The following is a 23,414-nucleotide window of genomic DNA, read 5'->3' on the forward strand; positions in this document are numbered from 1 at the left end:
TAGAGCCTTTCTATAAAATCTATCAGATATTCGTCCAATCCAAATATATTTGTTTTTCATAGAGTATACAGAAGTGAAAATTAGAAGGGAGGAAACGACTTGAAAGGACTAATTCTATGTGCTGGCAAAGGTTCCCGCTTGTATCCATTCACGTTCTCTTATCCAAAATCATTGATTCCTGTAGCCAATACTCCCTTGTTGCACTCCTGTATAGATAAATTGGTTGAACAAGAGATTTCTGAGATCGGAATAGTAATCCAAAAATCGCAAGAATCACTCATTAGAAGCAGCTTAGAGAGTGTCACTAGGTGGAGTCGTACGAATATTACGTTTATTTATCAAAAAGAACCAAAAGGAATCGCAGATGCCATATTACAAGCAGAGCATTTTATTGGTCAGGACTCATTCATTTTACTCTTGGGGGATAACTTAATTTCCATTTCACTCTCTCAACTTAAAAAGCAAATAGTAGAACATGGGAATCATGCTGCGCTGCTTCTATCGGAAGTGGACAGTCCTCAGGATTATGGCATTGCAGAGGTGGAAGACCACCGGATTGTGAAGCTTGTAGAGAAGCCGAAAGCTCCCAAATCAAATCTTGCGGTATTAGGAGCATACGGTTTTACTTCTTCTATTTTCAAAGCTGCCAAAAAGATAGAACCTTCGGCCAGAGGAGAGTATGAAATTACAGATGCGATCCAATGGCTGATCCAACAGGGCTACTCGGTATCTTATCAGCAAGCTGAAATAGCAAATATTGATGTCGGAACTTTACAGAGATGGCTTGATGCCAATCGAAAAATGCTTCGGGAGATGCCAGTTGAAAATGATATTCATCCTTCGGTGATTCTACAAAATTGCAAGATTATTGCCCCAGTCTCTATAGAAGCAGGCTGTATTCTAGAAGATTGTGTGGTTGGTCCTTACGTTTCTATTGGTGCAGATTCCACTATTGAAAGCTGCTACATCAGAGACAGCATTCTATTAGGTAATGTTCATATCAAGCAACTATCACACGCTGTTGTTAATACGGTAGTTGGGACCGGTTCTACCCTGGCTGGCTTAGAAGCGAGAAGGAAGGGTGACGAGGAATGAAAATACTTGTGATTGGGACAGGCTACGTGGGTACAACCACTGCCTTGGTGTTTGCCGAGATGGGCTGGAAAGTAGTAGGACTTGATACAGATGCACACAAGGTCGATCAATTAACGAAAGGTGAACTTTATTTCTATGAGCCAGGTCTCAAGGAACTACTGGTAAAACATCTTAAATCCGGTCAGATTATGTTTACTACAAATCAAGCAAAAGCTATTCAAGAGAATGATGTAATATTTATATGTGTCGGGACTCCATCGCTTACTGATGGAAATGCAGATTTAACTTATGTGAAGCAGGTTTCACAAGATATTGGTCGTTATATGAACGGTTATAAACTCATCGTTAACAAGAGTACCGTGCCCGTAGGGACACAGGAAAAAGTGACTCAATGGATATTGCGGTCTCAGGCAGCATCTTATCCTTATGATGTTGCATCCAATCCTGAATTTCTGCGGGAAGGTAAAGCCATGGAGGATTCTCTAAATCCAGACCGGGTTGTCATTGGCGCGACGAGTACTAAAGCGACCAAAATGCTTCAGACCCTCTACGCTTCAGTTCAATGTCCCATTGTGGTAACAACACCGCGGACCGCAGAGCTCATTAAATATGCATCGAATGCTTTTCTAGCCACAAAAATTTCTTATATTAATGAACTATCCAGATTAAGTGACAAACTTGAGGTAGATATAAAAGAGGTTGCTTTTGGGATGGGACTTGATCAAAGGATTGGCAGCAGCTTCCTGCAAGCGGGAATTGGTTATGGTGGATCATGTTTTCCAAAGGACGTTGCAGCTTTACTCCGTATAGCAAAGGATAATAATACGGAACTACAGGTACTGAAGAATGTCGTTGAGGTTAATGAAACACAATATTTGTATATGGTTGAGAAAGCAAGAAGAAGGTTAGGAGATTTCGCAGGCAAAAAAATAGTGGTTCTTGGCCTGGCATTCAAGCCTGATACGGATGACATACGGGAAGCTCCTGCGATCCGTCTCATTCAGGTATTGACTGACGGACAAGCACATATTAAATTGTTTGACCCGGTCGCCAAACTTCCCTCATATTTGAAGAATTCAAACATTCAGTCCATGACTACCCCTGAGGAAGGCTTTAAAGATGCAGATGCTGTTTTTATATGTACGGAGTGGAAGATGTATCATGACCTAAACTGGAGTAAGCTCAGTAAACAGATGAAGCAGCCCAACATCTTCGACGGCCGAAACATGTTGAATGCCGACTTCATGAAATCGCTGGGCTACTATTATCAAGGCGTGGGTTACAACTAATATGAGTGAAGGATTCAATGGCGATATTGTTGCAGTTTTGGCTGCCAGCACGAGCTCATAAATTAAATCTTCTCACAGAAATCCCCCAATCCTTGTAACTAAGGATCGGGGGATTTTACATCAGGAATATAAAGAGTAAGATTTAATCTCCACACTCCATATTACTGGCCGTAGGCTGTAGCGGTGAATACGAGTGGACCAGTGACAAATGCTGTCGTAGCGGGTGTCTGGTTTTCAATAATCAATTGATAGTTTTGCAAGCCTAATGGTGCGGCATCTACCGTGCTCACGTTGATCATAATGTTATTGTCAAAAACATTGCTTTCCAATCCGTAATAGATTTCCTGGCCTGCCCTCCATATCCGAACCAGCACTCTGATATTGCCTGCACCGACGAATCTCAATCCAATGGAAGCCTGCAATTCTACCCTGTTATTGACAGCAGCGGGATTAGACGGATTAAGGAATACGGAGGCGGCAGCAATCTCAACCCCTGCTGGGAAGATGGGCACAGGAATATTAACTCCACCGGTAATGGGAGTAACAACATTGGAACTGTAGTCCAAAATCTCTTTTGCCATGCGATCCACTCCTTTTTGGTTATATGCTAGAATATGTACTTTTTAGCAAGAGTGCTTGGACAATTTAATAGAGTTGACGCCAATTCTGGTGACTTCATTCTTCCATACGATTAATAGAGTAGATTAGTGGAGCAAGGGCTGAGAGTGGCTGCAAGACGAAGTAATAACGGGTTGACGTATCTTAATTTGGGAACTAATGTAATAAGGTAATGAACCGGAAAACGGAGGAGGCATTATGAAATTACGGTCCCTATCTTACTTGTGGAAACTGCTGTTATTCTCAATTGTAATAGGAACTCTCCCGGTTATTGTCCTAGGCTCCTTCTCCTACTATAACTCCTCTCTGACCGTCCAGGAAAAGGTGAATGAAGGCAACAAGCTGCTTCTGCAACAAACGCAAATGGGTGTAGAGCAGATGCTTCGCACCATTGATAATTCGGCAACGCAGTTTCTACAGTCTCCCATCGTTAGACAGGCATTTACCAAACCCATTACGAATCAGGATTTTGAGATGGTGCATGAGCTGTATAAAGGGATCGCTACCATTCAAACTTACGAGCTGGGGATCAAGGAAATTTACTTGTACAGTTTGAATAAGGAATGGATGGTTACAAGCACCGGAGTGAATGAATACAGCTCGCCTGAATTCAGGTCACAACTGGAAGCATTTTCTCATGAGGAAGCCGGGTCTTTTTGGATCATGGGAAAGGATAATCTGCCGAATACGTTCGAGTCTGTGTACTTCGTGAAAAAATACCCTTTTAATGCGGCTAATCCGAAAGGTCTTATCAGCGTAGCTTTATCTCCTGACGTGTTAAGAAGAACATTGTCTATTCAAAACGGCAAAGTAGGAAACGCTTTCATATTGGATCGCGATTTAAAGCTGATCCATCGGAGTGACGAGGGCGCTTTACCGGGAAGCAGCTTGTCTGGTGAAGCTTATCTCCAAGCGCTTAAGAAGACAGATACGAATGAAGGCCAGTATGTTTCTGAGCTGGAGGGGGAGACAGTAACCGTCACATATCGAAAATCCTCATACAATGGCTGGGTTTATGTTTCCGTTGCTTCAAATAAACAAGTGAACGAACAGAATCAAATTATTGGCTGGATTACTTTGCTTGTATGCTTTTTGATATTGCTTATCACTTTAATTCTTGCCTGGTTCGGATCTAAGAGAATGTACGGCCCGATTCAATCCATTTATTCGACTCTTGCCGCTGTAACTTCCCCGCCAGCAGAAAGAGAGAGAGCGACAGGCGAGCTGCAAGTCATCGGAGAACGGGTTAACGATCTGATTCGTAATCACTCCATTATCTTGAATGAGCTGCAAGGCCAACAAAGCCAACTAAAAGAGTTTTTTATGCATAAATTGTTGAACGGTGATATTAGCCATACTGACTTTATGGAGAAATTGGGATTGTATGGCGTGCAGCGGCCATGGCCGTCCATGAGCTTGTTGGCTGTTCAAATCGATACGCTTAAAGGTACCCGCTACGAGGAGAGAAATCACGATTTATTGTTATTTGCGATCAGTAATATGGTCGGTGAGTTGGTGCCTGGCGAAGACAGGCTTGTTCCGGTGGTGACAACCGATTACCAAGTCACCTTGATGGGATCATCCAAAGATGGAGCTGAACTCAAAGAGGAGCTATTCACGTTATCATTAAATATCCAAAGGGCAATTTCTCAATATCTCGGGATCCGAGTAAGTATCGGGATTAGCCGTCCGTTCAACTCTTTTAACCATACAGGGGTCGCTTTACATGAAGCTATGACGTCACTGAAATTCAGTGTAGGACTTGGACAGGAGTCAATTCTCTTTATTGAAGACGTGCAGCCGCAAAAAAATGATCTGGGCATGTTTCCTCAAGACAAAGAGCAGGCATTGCTTGATGCCATAAGAGCAGGGGACCTGAATCAATCGGAGATTGAATTGAAGAACTTTATGGAGGAGCTGTTTCCGTCCCATACGCCGTTTCAGCACTATCATCTGTCATTGTTGCGCTTGCTGGTGAATTTCCTCAAATTCGGTCATGAGCACTCTATTCCTGTGGAAGGGATCGAGAGAGATGAGACTTCGCTAATTAACACATTGTTTAAGCTTAGAAACGTTACCGAGATGCAGTCCTGGTTTTGGACTTTATTTGTTGAGCCGTACGCCAAGGAGCTGGAGAGTCGCCGTGAAAGGCAGTTCAAGCATATTTCGGAAGCCGTCATCGACATGATTCATCGTGAGTTTGATTCCGAGCTGACCTTGGAAAGTTGCTCAGCCCGGATCAATTACCACCCTCATTATGTGAGTCGTGTGTTTCGTCAGGAGACAGGGGTTAACTTCGGGGAATATTTGACTCAATACCGGATGGACATGGCCAAGAGATGGCTGAAGAATACGGACATGAAAATTGCTGAAATTGCGGAGCGCCTGCAATACAATAATTCGGCAAACTTTATACGATCATTTCGAAAAATTGCAGGTACAACGCCCGGAAAGTACCGGGAAGAATAGTAACGACGCCATGCACGCTTGAAATCTAAGGGACCCCTTAGTACAACCAGTTGAATGGTCATCCTACGGGGCCCATTTATGAGGATGAAAGGTGCATTATCCTATGTCATTTGTTCTCAGACTTGGTGTATTCCGCATTGATTTCTTCAATAATTTTGCTTCCGCCGCCTTGCAGCCACTTTTCCACTGCCTGATCCCAATCTGCTTCAGTGGCAGTTCCCATGATAAATTTTACTGTGGCATCCTGAATGATTTTATTTAGTTCGTTGCCGAGCTCTATGGCAGTGTTCGAGATAAAAGGGGAGGCAGGATTAGGTATGGCGAACGTGGCGTTGTCTTTGAACAACTCTGTGCTGAGCTTCTCCAGTTCCGTACCAAAGTTTTCAACCTGATCCTGCAAAATCATAAACTGGTTACTGTCCGTCATTTCCGCCCGCAACTTCGGATCCGGATTCGGCTTGTATTCTCCGTTTTCCACATTATATTGCTTTCCTTCCACGCCATATTTCAAAAGGTTTTGCATATCCTTTTCAGATACCTTGTCGAAATACGCGAGAATGTTCTTCAATTCTTCTTCCGTTTTGACGCTCGTTTTCGGGATCATATACATTCCCAGGTAACCCGTACCCGCCCGAGTGGCATCTCCGTTCGGACCTGAAATTCGGTTGATCAGATGGATTTTGGCATCTGGTGTGACCTTCTTAATATTCTCTTCGATATTTTTACCGTCCAGCATATTGTCAATCCATAATCCAGCCTTCCCTTTGTACATCACGGATCGACCGTCCTGAACCAGTGCAAAATCCTGATTGATAAGCTTCTCATCATATAGTTTCTTGTAAAACTTCAGGGTGTCCATGTAAGCATCGGTCATGTGCGCAGGGATTAACTGGCCGTCTTTCAGTTCCCACTCATTCGGACCTCCCAGATACACTAAGATATCTTTAAACCCGGCGATATTATTCCCCTGCATACCCACTGCGAGTCCAACGGTATCCTGTTTGCCGTTTTGATCGGGATCTTCTGTCGCAAACGCTTTCAAAACGATGTAAAGTTCATCCAAATTCTTCGGCGCTTCAAGCCCAAGATGATTCAACCAGTCCTGGCGAATCATTAAACCAAAGCGGGCAATATCCCGTTCTCGATACAAGCCATAGATTTTGTTGTCAATGGATGAATTGCTCAATACAACATCAGACATCTTGCTCAGATTCGGATAACTTTTCAAATACGGACCCAGTTCCCAGAACATGCCCGACCGGGCAGCATTAATAATAAAAGATGCTTTTGGCTCCAAGGCAACAAAGGTTTTCGGTAGTTCTCCGGATGCAACGGTAGCACTTAACTTATCCGTGTAGGATGAGGACGGCACCCAAGACACCGAAAGATCGGTGTTCGTTTTCTCCTCAAGCAGCGCCAGAATTGAACTATTTGCGTTCATCTGTTCCGCATTATAGGTCGGCAGCATCATGCTCAACGGAAGTGCTCCTTGTGGATCTCCCGTACCGGTTTCCTGAGAGGTATTGGAGTTATTCCCTGCGCAAGCAGTTATGAGCAACGTTAAGGAAGCGATCAGAGTTCCTGTGCTAATGAGTGATTTCCGATGTTGTTTTTTCATGAATAATCCCCCTTATGTGGTTTGATGCTTAAGTTACCGTCAGCCTTTCACAGAACCCAGCAATACCCCTTTGGCGAAATGCTTTTGCAAAAATGGATATACGAGCAATATGGGCAGAGTAGACACAACAATGACGGCCATTTTAATGGATTGTTCCGGTGGGGACACATAGTCCGAATCCATCGCGGTGGAGTCTCCAATCCCGCCAGAGGCTAAAATAACGAATTGCCGCAAGAGCACCTGGATTGGCCATTTGGTGTTATCGTTAATGTAGAGCACAGCACTAAAGTAAGTATTCCAGTGACCTACAGCGTAGAACAGGGAGAATGTGGCGATCGCTGGCATGGAGAGAGGGAGTACAATGCGAAAAAAAACACTCAAATCATTACATCCATCAATCTTGGCCGACTCCTCCAAACTCTCGGGAAGTTGCTGAAAAAAGTTGCGGATTATGATTAAGTTAAAAGCGCTGATGGCTCCGGGAATAAGCAAGGACCAATACGTGTTGATCATCCCCAGCTGTTTGACCACGAGGAAAGTAGGAATCATGCCGCCGCTGAACAACATCGTGAATACGATGAGCATCAGGATTGGCTTACGAAAGTCCATGTCCCTGCGAGCCAAAGGATAGGCCATTAAGCAGGTCAGAAATATATTGATCAGCGTGCCGAACACGGTGATATAGATGGTGACAAATAAACTTTTCACCAGAGTGGGGGTCGAAAAAATGTACTTGTATGCATCCAGTGTAAACTCTGTTGGAAATAAAATGAACCCGCGAAGCAACAATTCCTTCTGAGTGGCGAAGGAGCCGGCAATAACATAGATGAAGGGCAGTACCGTAAGTAAAGCAAATACAGTCAACAGCGCTATATTCAAGAGATCAAAAACCCGACTTCCGAGGCTAGGCTTGATTGGCATTTCCCGATGTTCTCCTTCCTTTAGTAAATTCCTTCTTCACCGAACCTCTTGGCCAAATGATTGGCCAGAACGACTAATACCAAACCAACCAGAGATTTGAATAAGCCGACTGCAGTGCTGAAGCTGTATTGCCCTTGGCTAATCCCTACGGAGTATACATAAGTATCAAATACTTCCCCAACCTCGCGATTCATTGCATTGAGCATCAGGAAGATCTGTTCGAAGCCCGTATCCAGAAAATTCCCCAAGCGAAGAATCAGCAGAATAATGATCGTGCTGCGAATGGCAGGCAGCGTGATATGCCAGAGTTGGCGAAGCCGATTGGCTCCATCCATCCGGGCAGCTTCATATAATTGTGGGTCGACGCCTGAGAGCGCAGCAAGGAAAATAATCGTTCCCCAGCCGGTTTCTTTCCAGATGACCTCTGCTGTAACAATGGTTCGGAACCATTCGTTGCTTGCCAGGAAGTTTATTTTTTCACCGCCGAAGTAAACCAGGAGATCATTCACGATTCCGCCCTCTGTAGTTAAGAAAATGTAAGCAATCCCCACCACAACGACCCATGACATGAAATGTGGTATGTACACCAACGTCTGAATGGTTCGCTTAATCAAATGGTGACGAAGTTCATTTAACATGAGTGCAATAATAATCGGCAATGGAAAGAAAAACAAAATATTGAGCACGGCAAGCACAAGGGTATTGCGGAAAAGAACAACAAAGTTAGGATCGTTAAACAAACGCTCAAAATGCTTGAGTCCTACAAAGGGACTGTCCCAGAAACCAAGGAAGGGCTGGTAATCTTTGAAGGCAATGAATATTCCATACATGGGCCAATACTTAAATAGGAGAAAATAAAGAAGACCCGGTAAAAGCATGAGATACAACCATCGGTTTCTTACCATTCTGCCTAACAGCGTTGGTGCTCTGGAGGCTGGGAACAAGAGTGTTGTGGTTTTCGTATTTCTTTGCATCTGATTTCATTCCTTTCCTCAAGAGTCTCATATGGGGATGCAACCATAGCTGTATCATAGTGGAGGGGTGAAATTACCGTCGATAGTCCCTGATTGTGGAGATGATCATTTAGGGTGGAGTACAGGGCTGTTACAGCGAATAGTCATCCGTTGCGATACTATTCATTACATGCTTTCAGCCTGGAAACAGCAGTGGACCGCATCAGGACCTGCTTGTGCAAGCAGACAAAAAAGGAACCCGACACTCAGGTTCCTTTTTTGTCTAAGTATTCAAGGGATAATGAAGTTTGTCCAACGAAGGCAATTACAGAATATATGTCCAGAGCGACACCACGAACTCATACAAAAAATAGAATGAAAAACCGAGCAAAAGTGTGCCTGCGGCAACTGAAACCAAACGGATCAATCTTCTGCTCATCACTTTTCGCGTCACGGAAACCAGGGAAACCAAACCAAGATCATGAATCAGAATGCCGCATAGCACCCCGCAAGCTGCGATAGCGAAGCTTTCCTTCCCGGCAGAACGATATGAATCAGACAGTACGGCACCAAAAACGGATACCCAAAAGATCAGATTACCCGGGGAAATGGCAACCAACAAACCGTTACGGTATGTCTTCCAAAATGATTTTTTTGCTTTTTCATCGGCGGGTGTAATATCCTGATCTGCATTCCTGATCGAATCATAACCCAGATAAGCAAGAAAGCCCGCTCCAATAAGCCAGAGCGGAATCTGAATGTAAGGCAGGGAGAGGAAGGAGGCAAACCCCAGATACATCGCTATAATTAATGTGGTATCCAAGGTCATCCCTCCCAGACCCACAGCCCAGCCGTGAACGAATCCATTTTTTAAACCCTGTTTTGTCATTTCCACAGTGATCGCTCCAACAGGCATGGCAATAGCTAGTCCGATCAGAACATATTTGATATACATTTCCATGGTCATGTCCCTTCCTTGATCCAGTTAATGGAACGCTCCTCCTTATAACTGTAGAGTACAGCTTATTCGGAGGAGGGCACTTTTAGGACAAGTAAGGGAAACACTTCTATTCTTGTACCTTTTCCGCTTGTAGAGCGCGAAGAAAAGGGCATCGAGAGGGGGAGGAGTCATCGTCTCTTAAAAAATACTGCTTATATTCAAGATTCCCTTGGGCTCCATACTGTTTTAGTTCAGGATGGGCGGGTATGGCATCGTATTCCGCTAGTCGTTCACGGATCTTAGGGCTAATTGCAGCTGCTTTCTTGGGATGAGCATTCCATTGGTCCAGTACCCAACGAGGCGTCATAGCCAGCATGAAGTAAGGGAAACTCCGACTCTGACGGGAGATGTGGGCGGGTGTCCCGCAATAGACGAAATATCGCTCATCGTCATAACAGAATTCCCACAAGGGATTTTCCGGGTTCTCCGGAATGTCTGCAGGCCATCGCTTTACATCCAAAACGCTAACCTTGCTTAATAAATCCCAGAATATCTCTTCATAGTCCAAAACGGTCCTCATCGTTTTCTCCAATTCAAAAAACACAATCAAAGATGAGTAATCACCAAAAGAACGCGATTCCCGGCCGTATTCGGTAATGATGTCCGCGAGTCTACGATCTGCTGACCCGGGATCCAAATATGACACAAAACCATATCGGAGATGCCCCATGGCGAAGGCCTGAGTCGCCGGAATGCAGGGGAAACGAGCCTCCCGATCACTCATTTTGGAAGCAAACAACTGGTAGGCATCCTTCTTCCAGGCTTCCAGAGGAATCTTTTCATTCTCCAGTTCAGAATGTTGAAACAAAAGCGACATGAACAGTCCTCCTTTTACCTATAGGATATCGTCCAATGGCAAAAAGGTGACTGTCCAACACCACTTCCATGTGATAGACCAAGATGGGGGAATCTAATAATTCAGAAGACGTCCATGGTCATGCCATTGACCAATCATTTTGTTTTCTCTTGTGTTTGTAATGAATTTGTCCAATCTATGATTGAACAATGCCGGCTGTTTTTTTACGCTCTGAATGGTGTCGATGCGGACTCTTCTATAAAGAGAAGGGAAGGCCATGAAATTCTCAAAAGTTTGTTTATCTTCCTTAAGCCTGATCTCAATATCCTTGATAATGCGAAAAGAATCGATCTCCATGTCCGGTAGTACCCGTCTTCCTTCGTCCCTCATAAGCCCCAACTTTTCAAGACGCCTTACACGTTCTTTATTCAATTCGGTCCACGAACTGCTTTTGCTTCGGGGTGACAATCGCTGTGCGAGTTCTGTTTCCGATACTTTCTTTTTAATTCCATCGATCCATCCAAAACATAAGGATTCCTCTACCACGTCAAGATATAGCAATGTATTGGGCTTTGCCGTAATACTCACCACAACCCAGCAGGATTGTTCAATCCTGGAATTCGCCTGTAACCATGACCTGAAATCTTCCCTTGCGTTTACCGAAATTAAATTTTGAATTTCCATTAAATATATGATCTGCTCCTTGGATCAAAATGTGCTGTACATTAGAAGGATTGCACAGGTTCCTGATACCAGAAAAGAGAGTAGTCGTTCATGATGGACGCATGACCCAATTGACGCAGCATTGTGGAAACATTGCCCCTATGATAGGTCCCGTGATTAACCACATGCAGCACCATTTCGGAAAGACTCGTTTCGCGGAGGCCAGCGAATGGATTATCAAGTAGAATCGTTTGCTCCAAGTCGGTTTGGTGCTGGAACCATTCATTGTATCGTTTGGCTAGCTCGGCAAAGGTATCGATGTACTCATTCACGGAAAGGAGTATTTTGGAATTTAAAGGCATGCATGCCTGGAACGCCTCAGGCATCGCCGTTCCTGATAAAACCAGATACCACATCTGATCAACAGCATGGATATGGCTAAGGGCATGTGCGATGGTGGGATATGAGCTGTTCACTTCCTGACTCAGTACAGAGGGTGGCAGTTCCTTGATTCTGCCCAGAATGGTTTGGTTGGCCCATGTGTGGTAATTAAACATTTCAATTGGATAATTCGTCATTCGTATCTTCTCCTTTAGCTATGCAATGGATTTGTTTTAAATCTGTTGTCATTATAAAAAAAGAAGTATGACAACAGCGTGTCATACTTCTTCGTATTGCAGGAGTGCATGTTGAAGCTGTTCTTTTAGGATCTCTCGCAGCTCAAGCGGTTCTAGAACAACAACCCCACTGCCCAAGCCTAGCAGAAAGGACCTAAGCCATCTTGCCTGGAGTGGCTGATAAACGGGGATACGCATGGTCATACTCCCGTCATCATTGAATTGCTTATCTGCCTGCTGAAAGTGATCCAGTGCTTCCGCTAATGCCTCTGGGGAAACCCGAAACACCACATCTCTTACCTGATCCTGCCATTCTTTGGTTGGCAAAACAGTCTCTTTTAGTACCTCAAGATGCCGTTGAAATGTTTCTGGTGTCAGGGACAGATTCATCATGCGGGATAGACGGAATTCCCGATAATCCTGGCGTGCTCGGCAGAATCCATATACATACCAATTACGATACTTATAATAAAGCATCACCGGTTCCAACTCACGGGTCGTACGTTCATTCTTGGTGTTAATGTAATCGAAACGGACAAGTATATGTTCCGTAATGCCTTTACGCAGATGGCGAAGCGCATCGTGGTCGTTACGGTGAGTTTCCAAGTTTACCGCTAAGCTGGGAGTCTGATGTTCAGTCCCTACCGTTTTCAATCGTTCAATCGTGCCCTGCGCACGCTCGTCTTCAAACACTGTAGAGAGACTGTGCAGGACAGTAATCAGGGAATTGACATCGTATGTACCGAGCAAGCTTTTGTCCAACTTGTATCCATCCATCATGCCATATCCACCGTTCATCCCTTGATAGGATACGATGGGAAAGCCGGCAGCACAGATCACATCAATGTCCCGGTAAATGGTTCTTTGGGATACCTGAAACTCTTCAGCCAGCACGGAAGCAGAAACAACTTCGTTGTTCAACAGCTTATAGATCATCGAGATCAATCGCTCTAATTTCATGAGTAAGGTCCGCCTTATATTCCATTTTTTTCGTATTAGCTGGTCGTTATTATATCACAAGCTATTCCGTACTGGATCGATAAACCTGGGAAGGTCAAAAGCAAACTGTGATGAACCGATAAGGATATGTTTATTAGGATGTTTAAGGAAGGGATAATTGATTATCAATAATTAAACAATAAAAATCGATAATTATTTATTGTAAAACGATAAAATGTATGATAAATTCAAATCACTTAAAACAAGAGAGGTGCTTTTTGTGAAACGAGGTTCCACGATTTTTTTGAAAATGGCTGTTTTGCTCGTTGGCGTTCCGATTCTTGCCTTATGTATATTCGGCATACCTTGGTTAGCTAACAATCCAGTGAATCCGAACTATGCCGGCTCATTGTATCCCATTGTGATCATAATGTATGTCTCCGTCATACCGTTTATCATTGCGCTGTACCATTCATTCCGTCTTCTGAGCTATATTGACAAGAACGAAGCGTTTTCTTCAATCTCCGTGAGATCTTTAAAAATCATAAAATATTGTGCTATTGTAATCTGTAGCCTGTATGTTGTGATGCTTCCATTCGTTTTTCTAGTAGCAGATAAGGATGATGCACCTGGGCTTATTATTGTTGGGATGGTTCCTATTTTTGCTTCATTGGTCATTGCGGTGTTTTCCGCTGTTCTTCAAAGACTGTTACAGGAAGCCATTGATATTAAATCTGAAAATGACCTAGTGGTTTGAGGTGAAAATATGGCTATTATAATCAATATTGATGTAATGTTGGCCAAGCGGAAAATGACGGTTACCGAGCTTGCAGAGAGAGTTGATATCACAATCGCCAATATTTCAATATTGAAGAACGGGAAGGCGAAAGCGATACGCTTGTCGACGCTGGAGGCAATTTGCAAAGCGCTGGAATGTCAGCCTGGAGATATTTTGGAATATAGAGCTGACGAAGATGAAGAATGAAAACACGGTTGATCACCCGTGACCGAAAACTAAACATGAGAACAAGAGAAGAAGACTCTACACTAGATGTGTAGGGTCTTCTTGTACGTTCGGTATAAAGGAACATCTGCAGCTTCTAAACAACCAGAGTATTTATCTGCCTATAGTAAGATTGTGAATATTTCTGAATTGCAAAGGTGTTAGGTTTTCTTGACTCCTAAAACACCGGATGAAGTAACTCGACTGGGAAAATCCGGTCTCCAGCGTAATTTGCTTAATGGATAGGTTGGTTGTTGCTAACAGATGCTTCGCATGCAATAGCCTGGATTCCATTAGAAATTCCGGAAAGGACATTCCAAACGTCTGACTGAACTTGCGGCTGAAGTAGGGTGTACTGTACCCGGCAATCCCAGCAGCTTGCTCAAGTGTGATGTGCTCATGGCTATGCGATCGAACGTAGTTTGCTGCTTCACGTATTCGCTCAGCGGTTTGATTCACAAGCACATTAATTTGGTTCGCTGTGGATTGTAATGTTGTCAACAGTTCATATAACGTTGCTGCCATACTGTGCTCATCCTCAACTTGATATTCCCTTCCTAACTGAAGGAATCTATCCATCAACGCTGTAACAAGTGGAAAGTTGGAACATTGAAACAGCCATGGCTCGTCAATTCCTTTTCCATTCAGCAATTCTTCGAGACGAATTCCGTAAAAGTGAACCCAACGAATACTCCACGGATCATCGGAGTCCGAATGATACGTTTGTCTAAGACCTGGGCCGTAGAGGAATCCCTGTCCACGTGTTAACTCATAACTATTGGTTGGGGTATGCAGGAATCCTTTACCGCCAAGTACCAAGTGCAAATTGTAGCATTGATCCAAATTAATTTCTTTGCTCCGATATTCCCGATTCACACTATGCTTCGGAAAGTCACTGTAACCTCCAATAAAATCGGGAAAGCAAACATGTCTGGGGAAAACGGGTTTCGGAAGAAAGATGTGTTCTTTCACGTGAAGCCTCCATTTGAACGCAATATTTTTATGTGATGAGTAATAAAGAACTTAAGTGATCGTAGTTCGAAAGATAATTGATGACAATATTTTATTATAAGACGCATAATCTTGTCATTTATTATACGCAAAGTATCCAATAAAATGGAGGCAGCATGGTACATTAAGGGGGCAATAAAGTTGGCGAAATCAATACAAATGGAAGAACTGAAACTGGGTGTCTGTTATTACCCTGAGCATTGGTCGGAGGAGTTGTGGGAGGACGATTTCCGAAGAATGCGAGAGATGAATATTACAGTTATTCGGATGGCCGAATTCGCCTGGTCCATCTTTGAACCGGAAGAAGGCCAGTTCGATTTCAGCTTTTTTGGGCGGGCTTTGGACCTGGCACATCAATACGGCTTGGGCGTCATTCTGGGAACACCGACGGCTACTCCACCTGCGTGGTTAACCGAAAAGTATCCTGAGGTTTTAAATGCAAATAAAGACGGTGTATTATATAGGCACGGCATTCGACGTCACAATAACTACAGCAGCCCGATCTATAGGCAGCAATGTGAAAAAATCGTACGGAATATGGTTATCGCATATAAAGATCATCCGGCTGTCATTGGCTGGCAGATCGATAACGAACTCAACTGTCATATGGATGTTTTTTATGCGGAGGCAGATCATATCGCGTTTCGCGAGTGGCTGAAGAGTCGTTATAACACGTTAGAAAACTTGAACCAAGCATGGGGAACCGTTTTTTGGAGTCAGACCTATACCGAATGGGAACAAATTTATCTTACGCGTAACATGGTTAATCAATCGCCAAATCCTCACTTGGCATTGGATGAAAAGAGATTCATATCGGCGAATACCATTTCATTTGCCAAGCTTCAAGTGGATATCATTCGTGAACTGGATCCTCAACATTGGATCACGACAAACGGTACGTTCGGACATATAGACAATCATGAATTGACGGATGAACTCCTTGATTTCTTTTCCTATGATTCGTATCCGCAGTTTGCCACAATATTTCCTGGTGAGGACGAAAAGCCATTGCAAGACCGGGCTTGGAGCATGAAATTGTCCAATGTACGAAACATGTCTCCGAACTTTTGCGTAATGGAACAACAGTCTGGTCCAGGCGGCTGGGTTGATAGTATAGGTATGGGCACTCCAAGACCCGGCCAGATCCGATTATGGTCATATCAATCCGTCCTTCACGGAACAGACCTACTCGTATACTTCCGCTGGCGGACGGCAACGTTCGGAACGGAGATGTACTGGCACGGCATCAATGATTACCACAATCAACCCAACCGGCGAGTCCGAGAGGTAGCACAGGTCGGCGAAGAGTTTGTTAAAATAGGTCGGGCTATTGCGGGTACGACGTATCAAGCGGATGCAGCCATCCTGCAGGATTACGATAATATGTGGGATGGTGAGTTGGACGAGTGGCATGGTCCGCTTCATCAACAGAGCACTCGCGCTTGGTATAAGCAGCTGCAATATCGCCATATTCCCACCGATCTTGTTACGCTGCGATCATCAACCGTTCTGGAAGACCTGTCCAAATATAAGGTGATCATCTATGCTCACCCGGCAATCATGACAGACGAAACAGCAGAACTTCTGCAAACGTACGTCAGTCAAGGTGGAACCCTGTTGTTGGGTGCCCGTACCGGATATAAGGATCTCAAGGGACACTGTTATATGAGACCGTTTCCAGGAGCAGCTGCAGAACTATGCGGAGTGACCGTGGAGGATTTCACCTTAGTCAAAGGAACCGTTCCCGCAGCCGAACTGCAGTGGAAAGGCAAAAGGGAGCAACTGCAAGCGGGAATGCAAACGGTCGGATTCAACGAGGTTCTTCATGTGGAGAATCCCGAAGTGCAGGTCGTAGCGGAGTATGCTTCAGAGTACTATGCAGGTAGTCCAGCTATGACCAAACGTGCCGTAGGTCAAGGTGAAGTGTGGTATTATGGGGCCGCTTACAATGAACAGGTCGTTGATGCAATCATGGACGAAATCGGGCTATTTTCACCGGTGGATGACTTGATGGAGGTACCGCCCGAAGTTGAACTTGGTATCCGTTCATCGAACGATAAGGCGTATTTATTTTTACTTAACTTCTCGGACAAACAGGCAGGAATCAAGCTCAAGAAGGAAGCCAAAGAGCTGCTGTCGGGAACATCCTATAAGAATGAAATCAAAATGTCTCCGTATGGTGTTTTCATTTTTGAGATAGATAAGTGATATAAGAAAACAGCCGGACTTCCTATGTTCGGCTGTTTTTTAGTTGGATAATAAGGAAGGTATAGTTTACCGGAAAAATATTTGAATTCTTTTGTGAACCAAATGAAGTCTTTGAGTATCTAATGAATAGATAGTTTGAGAAGGAGGGGAGATCTTCGTGGATTTGACAGAGAAAGCAGAACTTGCGAGAAAAGGGGATAAGGAAGCATTTGTGTTATTGGTACGAGCGATACAGCAGAGCCTCTTTGTTATAGCAAGATCAATTGTAAAGAACAACGAAGATTGTGCTGATGCGATGCAGGAGACCATTGCCAAAGCATTTTCTAATGTACATACACTGAAAGAGCCTGCTTATTTTAAAACATGGATTATTCGGATATTGATTAACGAGTGCAATCAGATCAATAGAAAAAAGAAGCGGGTATCCCTCATTCCTTACGATTTAAGAAAGACATCTTATAAGGAGGAGTACGAACAAATTGAGCTGTTTGAGGTGATTGACGAACTGGATGAACAGCTTCAAACCATTGTCACGCTATTTTATATCGAAGATATGTCGGTCAAGGACATCTCCAACGTGCTCGAAGTTTCTGAAGGTACAGTAAAGTCACGTTTGTTCAGGGCTAGAAAGCAGCTATCTGAGCTTGTATTAGGGGAAGGAGAAGACAAATATGAGTTATCATGATCCAGTTGATCACAAGATAAAACAATTTCTGAAGTCAAAAACACAAGACGTGGTCCTCCCTGATACAGTCCAATTAGCGGTGGAGAACGCTCTTTCTTCACTTTCTGAGCCAAAGTCGAAAAAGAAATCGTACTTTAAACAGTGGAGATGGGCTGCCGCAGCAATAGCACTCTTTTTTGCCATAGGTGCAGTTACAATCTATACCGTGCCAACATTTGCTGAAATGATCCGATCTTTGTTTGCCAAGGACAACCCCGATATCGGGCTTCTTCGAGCGCAGGAACTGGGATTAGTGCATAATCCACATATTAAGGTGAAGGACAAAGGTTATACGCTTGTCATTGAGGAAGCTGTAGCAGATCCAACACGAGTGACAGTTGCACTTCAGCTTTTTGATAAAAAGGGAAAGCATGAACGTGAAAGGCTTATTCTTGGAGAACCAAACAACATAACGATTAAAGATGATAAAGGAAACATAGTGGGCAGCATGTATGATATGGGATATACAAATGATTTTTATTATATGGTTGAATTTTTTAGTGAGCCGCTGCAGACGGACAAGATAACGATTGAGGGGAATATTAATACGCTTGGAAACAGAAATGTACCTTCCATAGAAGGAAATTGGAATTTCAGCTTTGACCTGGATATGAAAGAGGCAAATAGCAAGACCCAAGTTGAGGAACTCTCTGGAGCTTACACAACACCACATGGAATGACTGTCAATTTAAAAAGGATCACACGAATGGTACAGGGAGTACGATTCGAAGTGGAGACCGAATTGGATGAAGCAGCAATGGCAAGATCCCCCGGTGATTTGTGGGAAAAACAAATGTTGAGCTTTCACTTTGAAACCTTGGATAACGAGGAGATACATTCAGTAAACCCCAGAAAATCCGGTTACATGAACAGCCTGATGACATCTGATTCTACCGTGATTGGAGAAGGGAAAATGCGTTGGAGTTACACTTTTAAGTATCTTCCTGAGAATGAACCTTACCGTTTTGTATTGGATGGATATTCGATCGCAGAAGTGGATGGCAGTAAGTTTTCTTTTAGACCTGCGGAGTTATCCGAGCCCAAAGATTTTACGATTTTGAAAGATAAATTCGAACTGATTGGGACTTCGATGGAGGAATCGCAAAGAGGAGACAAAACAGATGAACTCGCTGTATTGTTCTACGGGGAAATGGATAATGAAATTAGTTATGAGGTATGGAAAGCATATGATTCGGAAGGTAAACAGTATAATGTGAGTTTAGGAGGGGTATCAGGACTGGAAAGTAGTCTGCCAAATGGTTGGAAAGAAGGTTACATCAGCATGGGAGATCGTATCATGAACAATCCTTATAAATTTGAAATTGAAGGGTTAGATCATATTCCGGAAGAGCTCACCCTCGAAAGGGAAGTAGTTGATAAACGATATAACGACCCTAATTGGTCCGTAACTTTAAATGAGTAGTCAAAAACGAACTTATTCCTGTCAGGGAGTAAGTTCGTTTGTTTCTATTAGATTCTAATGCAAGATCATTAGTTGTTCTTCTCTTCATTCTTGATAAACAATGAACTGGTGATTATTAAAACGACAACAAAAAATAAAATCATAATTGAATTAGAAGGTACTTCATTGAATATGTAGTCTTGAACAAACAGGACTATAATGGATAGTGCTAAGATAAATCTCATGACTCGAGCCGACGACCGATCCGGGTTTTTGGAATGTTTGGATACGAGATATATGACATACCCTATTCCAGCAAAAAGCAGAAGTAAACCTGTGACTATCATGGCAAACATTAAAATACACCTTTCTTGCATTCATTTCATTAAAAGTTAATAGAGAAGTTAGTAGAGATTTCCAAGTCATTATCTCATACCCATACAGGGGCTTGAGTTGCGATTGACTTCTCAATGGCAAGGGACAAACGTACATCGTTAAGAGCTTCTGTCAGAGAATAAAAAGGGATATTCTCTCTCACATAAGTCGACATTCGTGTTAAAATTTCAGCCATGGCCAGCTCTTCATCGGAAAATGGGGCAGAAGAGAAGGGATTACGGTAAAGGCACTGTTGGCCAGCACGAAGCTCACGTAATGACAGCGGCCCGAGGCTTCCTTCCATACCGCTCTGAATTCGATGGATCGAGTATGTATCAAACGCTTCAGCACCCACGCTGATTGTAACTTCGTTATCCCGTATCTCTCCATGGGAACCGCGAATCAGAACCCGGTTTTGACGGAGGGGAGAAAAGTATTGAGACCGAGTAAAGTCCAGCAAAGCACTCTTGCCGTTCCGGAACGTCAGCATGGCGATATCTTGTAATTCGTTCTCGATCTGATCCTGAACTTGTCGACCACGGTAGGGGACTTCCAGAATCGGAAGTTCGAAGCGGCGGGCAACGATTTCGCAGCTGATATCCGATATCGATAACCAGTTACGGATGAGACTGATCCCATGATAGCCGTGCGCTGATGACACCTGAACATGATGAACCTGACCCAGTTTTCCAGAACAAATGAGAGCCATACGAGCCGTATGATGGGGCTGCAGCGGATATTGTTCTGCGATTTGAATATGTGCGTTTGTCTCGGCGAACTTGGACATTAGCGCAAAGCTTTCTTCATCGAAAGCCGGAGGCGTTTCAACCAGGAGGGGCACGTGCAGTGAAGCAAGTTCTTCAAGAACTGCGGGTACGGCAGTTTTGGAAACAGCAACCAAAAGAAAATCACTATGACGGGTCAATTCACTTGACGACTCGTAAAGTGTTACACCCCATTGATCGGCAGCTTCCTGGTATTTGGCCGGATTTCGAACGACTATGCCGCTGATTCGGAACAGATGGGGGAGCTGCTTCGCAATTCGTAAATAAGCTTCCGCTCTCCAACCGAAGCCAATAATTCCAAAACAAATCGGTTGTATCAAATGAATCTCCTCCCTTTTCAATATTCGTATTATTGACATATGTCCTGCCTGTATTTTCTACTCAAGGATACCATGGAGCTAACTATTTTCAACAATAAATATGATTTAGCAATGGTAACGACCAGAACCGCCCTGAGATCGCTCCAATTGAACGATTTCAGGGCGGTTTTTTAGGAGAGTGGAACAGGGGAATGTTCAACCGCAGCTGAAGTTTTGACAGGATACAAGGCAACCTGATATTGCGGGATGGCCTCAATGCGGTGGAACTCGGCAATCTCGACACCTTCGAAGCGCTCAATTTGCGCCTGATTGACAAAGGTATGGACCGTTCCCCGGCGCTGTGGCGTGATCGATAGGTGCAAGGTAGAGGATTCAAGCTTCGTGTAGAATTCCTTCAGGCCGATGGACCAAGTCTTCCCGTAATAAACGTGATCCGTAATAAGCCGGCCATTCAGGAAGGCTTCAGCCACATCACCTTCATAATCTACCTCGAGCCACACATCATGAACATGAGAGGGCCATTCTCCCGCAAACTGCAGGAGAGCCGATTTCTCCGCAGGCTTCGTAACCAGCACGTCAGGCGTATATTCAGGCAGCTCCAACGTGTAGGTAGCGAAGAATGTCGATTCTTCCTTTTGACAAGGGATGGAGTTTGCGTTTTTCGTTTGTAAATCGTGTGCAGGTGCTGGATATAACGAAACATCAAACCGGGATACTCCCATCGATGTGCAGACAAGCTGATGTTGGTTGAAGATCACGGGACAATCGCTGATCACGAGTGTTTTTTGCCCCCATAGTTCGAAGGTATATGCTTTCTGTGCTTCTTCTCTGGATAACGTTACAAAGCGTACATTACGGCCATCGGTTGTGCGGAAGTGGACTGAATCAAGTTTGTTTACGCTCGGCTGGATCACGTAGTAAGAACCTCTGTCCGTTAATATGCCTTCTCCAGCGTGCACATCCGTCAGGTTCGTTTTGGATACGACGTATTCCGGTGCCATTCCTTCATGTGCATAGAAGAATATCGTTTTCTCATTGTCGGTTTCAATCTCCGTCAACAAAGGAGTCGTTGCGCTGACAAGCGACACGCCATGAAGCTCCAGATTAAATGGCAGCATCAGCCCGATTCCGCCTGGGAGCTCAAGTTCACCTTCAGCCGGGAAAGCAACGTGCCCCTTGACGGTTTCCAATTCGATTCGGATCTTACGGCTGGTTAGGTTGACTTGGTCCTGAAAATTATTCAAGAAAACAAAGCCGGAACCGTTATGATGTCTTACACACCAACGCAATGTCTCTGTATCTGTCGGATCTATGGTGGATTGTCCCTCAGGCAGTATCGTCTTCATCGGCGCAAGAATCGATCCGAAGGATTGAAGAAATATGGAAATCGCGCGGATGCGGTCATAGGATGCACCGACCCTGCCGAATTCACCCAAAGGTGACTGGTAGTCATACGTGATTTTCGGCAGGAATTGCTCATTCAGGTAACCCTTCTTGCCGACAGGATTGGAGCCGCCATGGTACATGTAATAACCGAGCAGATTGCTGCCGCTGGCCAGCTTGACAAGAGTCATGGCCTCAATGCTGTTCTCTGGAACGTACGGCCTTACATTATAACTGACCTGCATGCCGCCCGCCATCTCGCAATATGCAACGGGGTATTCGGGCACATCAAAATGAACCGGTTCGGCTGGTGTATCATGAAGATCGCGATACAAAAACTCCGTGCTCGGTGGCTGGGCTGGTATCCAAGACGTGTAGGCGTAACCTGCAAGCATGGGCAAAAAACCTTCCTCCGGAACGGCTGCACCACCCCAAGCGGTAGCCGTGAAGAATAGAGGACGAATGCCTGCATCCTCCGCAATGCGACGCAGCTCGGCGAGGTGAGCTGTGCCGCCCGTACCGGAAGACAGAAACTTGCCTGTTTTGTAACCCCAGGCATCATTGGGCGCCCCGGCGTGCATGAACTCATTTTCAAGCTGTACTGCAATAACGGGTCCTCCATCCTGATACAGGCTGCCTTTCATCTGAACGGCAATCTCCCGGTAGAGTTTGCGGGCGAGTTTCAGATAATCGGGATCATTGGAGCGGATCTCGATTGGCTTAGAGAGTACCCAATCCGGAATTCCACCATTGCGAACTTCACCGTGACAGAATGGACCGATGCGAAGGATTAGGGGGAAATCGAGCTTGGCGCACAGATCGATAAAGTGGCGAAGGTTTCGACTACCGCCCCATACAAAAATCCCTTCTTCTTCCTCATGAAAATTCCAGAATACATACGTTGCGACAATGTGAATCCCTCCAGCTTTCATCTTGAGAAGTTCTTCTTCCCAATGTAAATACGAAAATCTGGAAAAGTGAAATTCACCGACAACAGGGATGAAGGGTTCTCCGTTACGCGTCATATAATAATTCGTAAATCCAAAGGATTCACCTTGTGGGTTTGCTCCGCCATTCTCACCCAATTTTCCTGGATAGATTTCCTTGTCACCCACGTTTTTTAATGATAATTTCGATACCTGGAACATTGTTGGAATACCCTCCTTGTGATATGTTCTTTACGATGAATTCTACTGTTTATAGCAAATACAAGAAGTATCAATAT

Annotated in this window: 20 protein-coding genes; 8 read left to right on the forward strand and 12 right to left on the reverse strand. The window is 44.2% G+C overall.

Annotated elements, in window-relative coordinates; translation table 11 throughout:
- Positions 1-99: 99 nt before the first annotated feature.
- Both AAIH57_RS03990 and AAIH57_RS03995 read left to right on the forward strand, forming a co-directional pair.
- Positions 100-1,095, forward strand: coding sequence for a sugar phosphate nucleotidyltransferase (locus tag AAIH57_RS03990; protein ID WP_430020617.1), 996 nt, complete (start codon positions 100-102; stop codon positions 1,093-1,095).
- Positions 1,092-2,384 (forward strand): UDP-glucose dehydrogenase family protein, encoded by a 1,293-nt coding sequence (locus tag AAIH57_RS03995; protein ID WP_430020618.1) that lies wholly within the window; start codon positions 1,092-1,094, stop codon positions 2,382-2,384. The genes AAIH57_RS03990 and AAIH57_RS03995 overlap by 4 nt, the downstream gene beginning before the upstream one ends.
- Positions 2,385-2,545: 161 nt before the next feature.
- On the opposite strand, the gene AAIH57_RS04000 is transcribed toward AAIH57_RS03995, so the two are convergent.
- Positions 2,546-2,965: a hypothetical protein gene (locus AAIH57_RS04000; protein WP_430020619.1), complete on the reverse strand. Its 420-nt coding sequence runs from the start codon at positions 2,963-2,965 to the stop codon at positions 2,546-2,548.
- Between the two features lie 235 nt (positions 2,966-3,200).
- Here AAIH57_RS04000 and AAIH57_RS04005 point away from each other — a divergent pair, with 235 nt between their 5' ends.
- Entirely contained in the window at positions 3,201-5,471 is a 2,271-nt protein-coding gene (locus tag AAIH57_RS04005; protein ID WP_430020620.1) for an AraC family transcriptional regulator, read from the forward strand.
- A gap of 106 nt (positions 5,472-5,577) precedes the next feature.
- Here the strand turns inward: AAIH57_RS04005 and AAIH57_RS04010 are convergent, their stop codons facing one another.
- The 8 genes from AAIH57_RS04010 to AAIH57_RS04045 all read right to left on the reverse strand — a co-directional run bounded on the left by AAIH57_RS04010 (position 5,578) and on the right by AAIH57_RS04045 (position 12,999).
- On the reverse strand, positions 5,578-7,089 hold the full coding sequence (locus AAIH57_RS04010; RefSeq protein WP_430020621.1) for an extracellular solute-binding protein: 1,512 nt from the start codon (positions 7,087-7,089) through the stop codon (positions 5,578-5,580).
- 39 nt (positions 7,090-7,128) lie between these two features.
- Positions 7,129-8,010, reverse strand: a complete 882-nt coding sequence (locus AAIH57_RS04015) for a carbohydrate ABC transporter permease (RefSeq protein WP_430020622.1) — start codon at positions 8,008-8,010, stop codon at positions 7,129-7,131.
- A gap of 20 nt (positions 8,011-8,030) precedes the next feature.
- The gene (locus tag AAIH57_RS04020) at positions 8,031-8,984 is read right to left on the reverse strand and encodes an ABC transporter permease (RefSeq protein WP_430020623.1); all 954 of its coding nucleotides are present in this window, start codon (positions 8,982-8,984) and stop codon (positions 8,031-8,033) included.
- 304 nt (positions 8,985-9,288) lie between these two features.
- On the reverse strand, positions 9,289-9,924 hold the full coding sequence (locus tag AAIH57_RS04025) for a LysE family translocator (RefSeq protein ID WP_430020624.1): 636 nt from the start codon (positions 9,922-9,924) through the stop codon (positions 9,289-9,291).
- A gap of 106 nt (positions 9,925-10,030) precedes the next feature.
- Entirely contained in the window at positions 10,031-10,780 is a 750-nt protein-coding gene (locus tag AAIH57_RS04030) for a YqcI/YcgG family protein (RefSeq protein WP_430020625.1), read from the reverse strand.
- 93 nt (positions 10,781-10,873) lie between these two features.
- Positions 10,874-11,443 carry a YdeI/OmpD-associated family protein gene (locus AAIH57_RS04035; protein ID WP_430020626.1) on the reverse strand — a complete coding sequence of 190 codons (570 nt, stop codon included), beginning with the start codon at positions 11,441-11,443 and terminating at the stop codon, positions 10,874-10,876.
- A 41-nt stretch (positions 11,444-11,484) separates the two neighbouring features.
- Positions 11,485-12,000: a DinB family protein gene (locus AAIH57_RS04040; protein WP_430020627.1), complete on the reverse strand. Its 516-nt coding sequence runs from the start codon at positions 11,998-12,000 to the stop codon at positions 11,485-11,487.
- An 81-nt stretch (positions 12,001-12,081) separates the two neighbouring features.
- Positions 12,082-12,999 carry a helix-turn-helix transcriptional regulator gene (locus tag AAIH57_RS04045; RefSeq protein WP_430020628.1) on the reverse strand — a complete coding sequence of 306 codons (918 nt, stop codon included), beginning with the start codon at positions 12,997-12,999 and terminating at the stop codon, positions 12,082-12,084.
- Between the two features lie 259 nt (positions 13,000-13,258).
- On the opposite strand from AAIH57_RS04045, the gene AAIH57_RS04050 reads away from it, so the two are divergent.
- Together AAIH57_RS04050 and AAIH57_RS04055 are read left to right on the forward strand one after the other, a co-directional pair.
- Positions 13,259-13,735: a DUF2975 domain-containing protein gene (locus tag AAIH57_RS04050; RefSeq protein WP_175394780.1), complete on the forward strand. Its 477-nt coding sequence runs from the start codon at positions 13,259-13,261 to the stop codon at positions 13,733-13,735.
- A gap of 9 nt (positions 13,736-13,744) precedes the next feature.
- Positions 13,745-13,963 (forward strand): helix-turn-helix domain-containing protein, encoded by a 219-nt coding sequence (locus AAIH57_RS04055; protein WP_175394781.1) that lies wholly within the window; start codon positions 13,745-13,747, stop codon positions 13,961-13,963.
- A 132-nt stretch (positions 13,964-14,095) separates the two neighbouring features.
- Here the strand turns inward: AAIH57_RS04055 and AAIH57_RS04060 are convergent, their stop codons facing one another.
- Positions 14,096-14,953 (reverse strand): AraC family transcriptional regulator, encoded by an 858-nt coding sequence (locus AAIH57_RS04060; RefSeq protein ID WP_430020629.1) that lies wholly within the window; start codon positions 14,951-14,953, stop codon positions 14,096-14,098.
- Positions 14,954-15,133: 180 nt separating this feature from the next.
- Between AAIH57_RS04060 and AAIH57_RS04065 the strand changes: the two genes are divergently transcribed.
- The 3 genes from AAIH57_RS04065 (at position 15,134) to AAIH57_RS04075 (ending at position 19,347) form a co-directional block, all read left to right on the forward strand.
- A complete protein-coding gene (locus AAIH57_RS04065; protein ID WP_430020630.1) occupies positions 15,134-17,200 on the forward strand; it encodes a beta-galactosidase in 2,067 nt (688 codons plus the stop codon).
- A gap of 157 nt (positions 17,201-17,357) precedes the next feature.
- Positions 17,358-17,885, forward strand: a complete 528-nt coding sequence (locus AAIH57_RS04070) for a sigma-70 family RNA polymerase sigma factor (protein ID WP_430020631.1) — start codon at positions 17,358-17,360, stop codon at positions 17,883-17,885.
- Positions 17,872-19,347: a DUF4179 domain-containing protein gene (locus tag AAIH57_RS04075; RefSeq protein ID WP_430020632.1), complete on the forward strand. Its 1,476-nt coding sequence runs from the start codon at positions 17,872-17,874 to the stop codon at positions 19,345-19,347. Before AAIH57_RS04070 ends, AAIH57_RS04075 begins: the two co-directional genes overlap by 14 nt.
- A 409-nt stretch (positions 19,348-19,756) precedes the next feature.
- Here the strand turns inward: AAIH57_RS04075 and AAIH57_RS04080 are convergent, their stop codons facing one another.
- Together AAIH57_RS04080 and AAIH57_RS04085 are read right to left on the reverse strand one after the other, a co-directional pair.
- Entirely contained in the window at positions 19,757-20,806 is a 1,050-nt protein-coding gene (locus tag AAIH57_RS04080) for a Gfo/Idh/MocA family protein (RefSeq protein WP_430020633.1), read from the reverse strand.
- A 170-nt stretch (positions 20,807-20,976) separates the two neighbouring features.
- On the reverse strand, positions 20,977-23,337 hold the full coding sequence (locus tag AAIH57_RS04085; RefSeq protein WP_430020634.1) for a beta-galactosidase: 2,361 nt from the start codon (positions 23,335-23,337) through the stop codon (positions 20,977-20,979).
- Between the last annotated feature and the right edge of the window lie 77 nt (positions 23,338-23,414).

The sequence above is a fragment of the Paenibacillus sp. MABNR03 genome, assembly GCF_050455445.1.
In the GTDB taxonomy this organism is placed as follows: Bacteria; Bacillota; Bacilli; order Paenibacillales; family Paenibacillaceae; genus Paenibacillus; species Paenibacillus xylanilyticus.

Excerpts from the sequence above, each read along its gene's own strand:
- AAIH57_RS03995 (WP_430020618.1), top strand. The coding sequence starts at position 1,092 with ATGAAAATACTTGTGATTGGGACAGGCTACGTGGGTACAACCACTGCC.
- AAIH57_RS04000 (WP_430020619.1), bottom strand. The coding sequence starts at position 2,965 with ATGGCAAAAGAGATTTTGGACTACAGTTCCAATGTTGTTACTCCCATT.
- AAIH57_RS04005 (WP_430020620.1), top strand. The coding sequence starts at position 3,201 with ATGAAATTACGGTCCCTATCTTACTTGTGGAAACTGCTGTTATTCTCA.
- AAIH57_RS04010 (WP_430020621.1), bottom strand. The coding sequence starts at position 7,089 with ATGAAAAAACAACATCGGAAATCACTCATTAGCACAGGAACTCTGATC.
- AAIH57_RS04015 (WP_430020622.1), bottom strand. The coding sequence starts at position 8,010 with ATGCCAATCAAGCCTAGCCTCGGAAGTCGGGTTTTTGATCTCTTGAAT.
- AAIH57_RS04020 (WP_430020623.1), bottom strand. The coding sequence starts at position 8,984 with ATGCAAAGAAATACGAAAACCACAACACTCTTGTTCCCAGCCTCCAGA.
- AAIH57_RS04025 (WP_430020624.1), bottom strand. The coding sequence starts at position 9,924 with ATGGAAATGTATATCAAATATGTTCTGATCGGACTAGCTATTGCCATG.
- AAIH57_RS04030 (WP_430020625.1), bottom strand. The coding sequence starts at position 10,780 with ATGTCGCTTTTGTTTCAACATTCTGAACTGGAGAATGAAAAGATTCCT.
- AAIH57_RS04035 (WP_430020626.1), bottom strand. The coding sequence starts at position 11,443 with ATGGAAATTCAAAATTTAATTTCGGTAAACGCAAGGGAAGATTTCAGG.
- AAIH57_RS04040 (WP_430020627.1), bottom strand. The coding sequence starts at position 12,000 with ATGACGAATTATCCAATTGAAATGTTTAATTACCACACATGGGCCAAC.
- AAIH57_RS04045 (WP_430020628.1), bottom strand. The coding sequence starts at position 12,999 with ATGAAATTAGAGCGATTGATCTCGATGATCTATAAGCTGTTGAACAAC.
- AAIH57_RS04055 (WP_175394781.1), top strand. The coding sequence starts at position 13,745 with ATGGCTATTATAATCAATATTGATGTAATGTTGGCCAAGCGGAAAATG.
- AAIH57_RS04075 (WP_430020632.1), top strand. The coding sequence starts at position 17,872 with ATGAGTTATCATGATCCAGTTGATCACAAGATAAAACAATTTCTGAAG.
- AAIH57_RS04085 (WP_430020634.1), bottom strand. The coding sequence starts at position 23,337 with ATGTTCCAGGTATCGAAATTATCATTAAAAAACGTGGGTGACAAGGAA.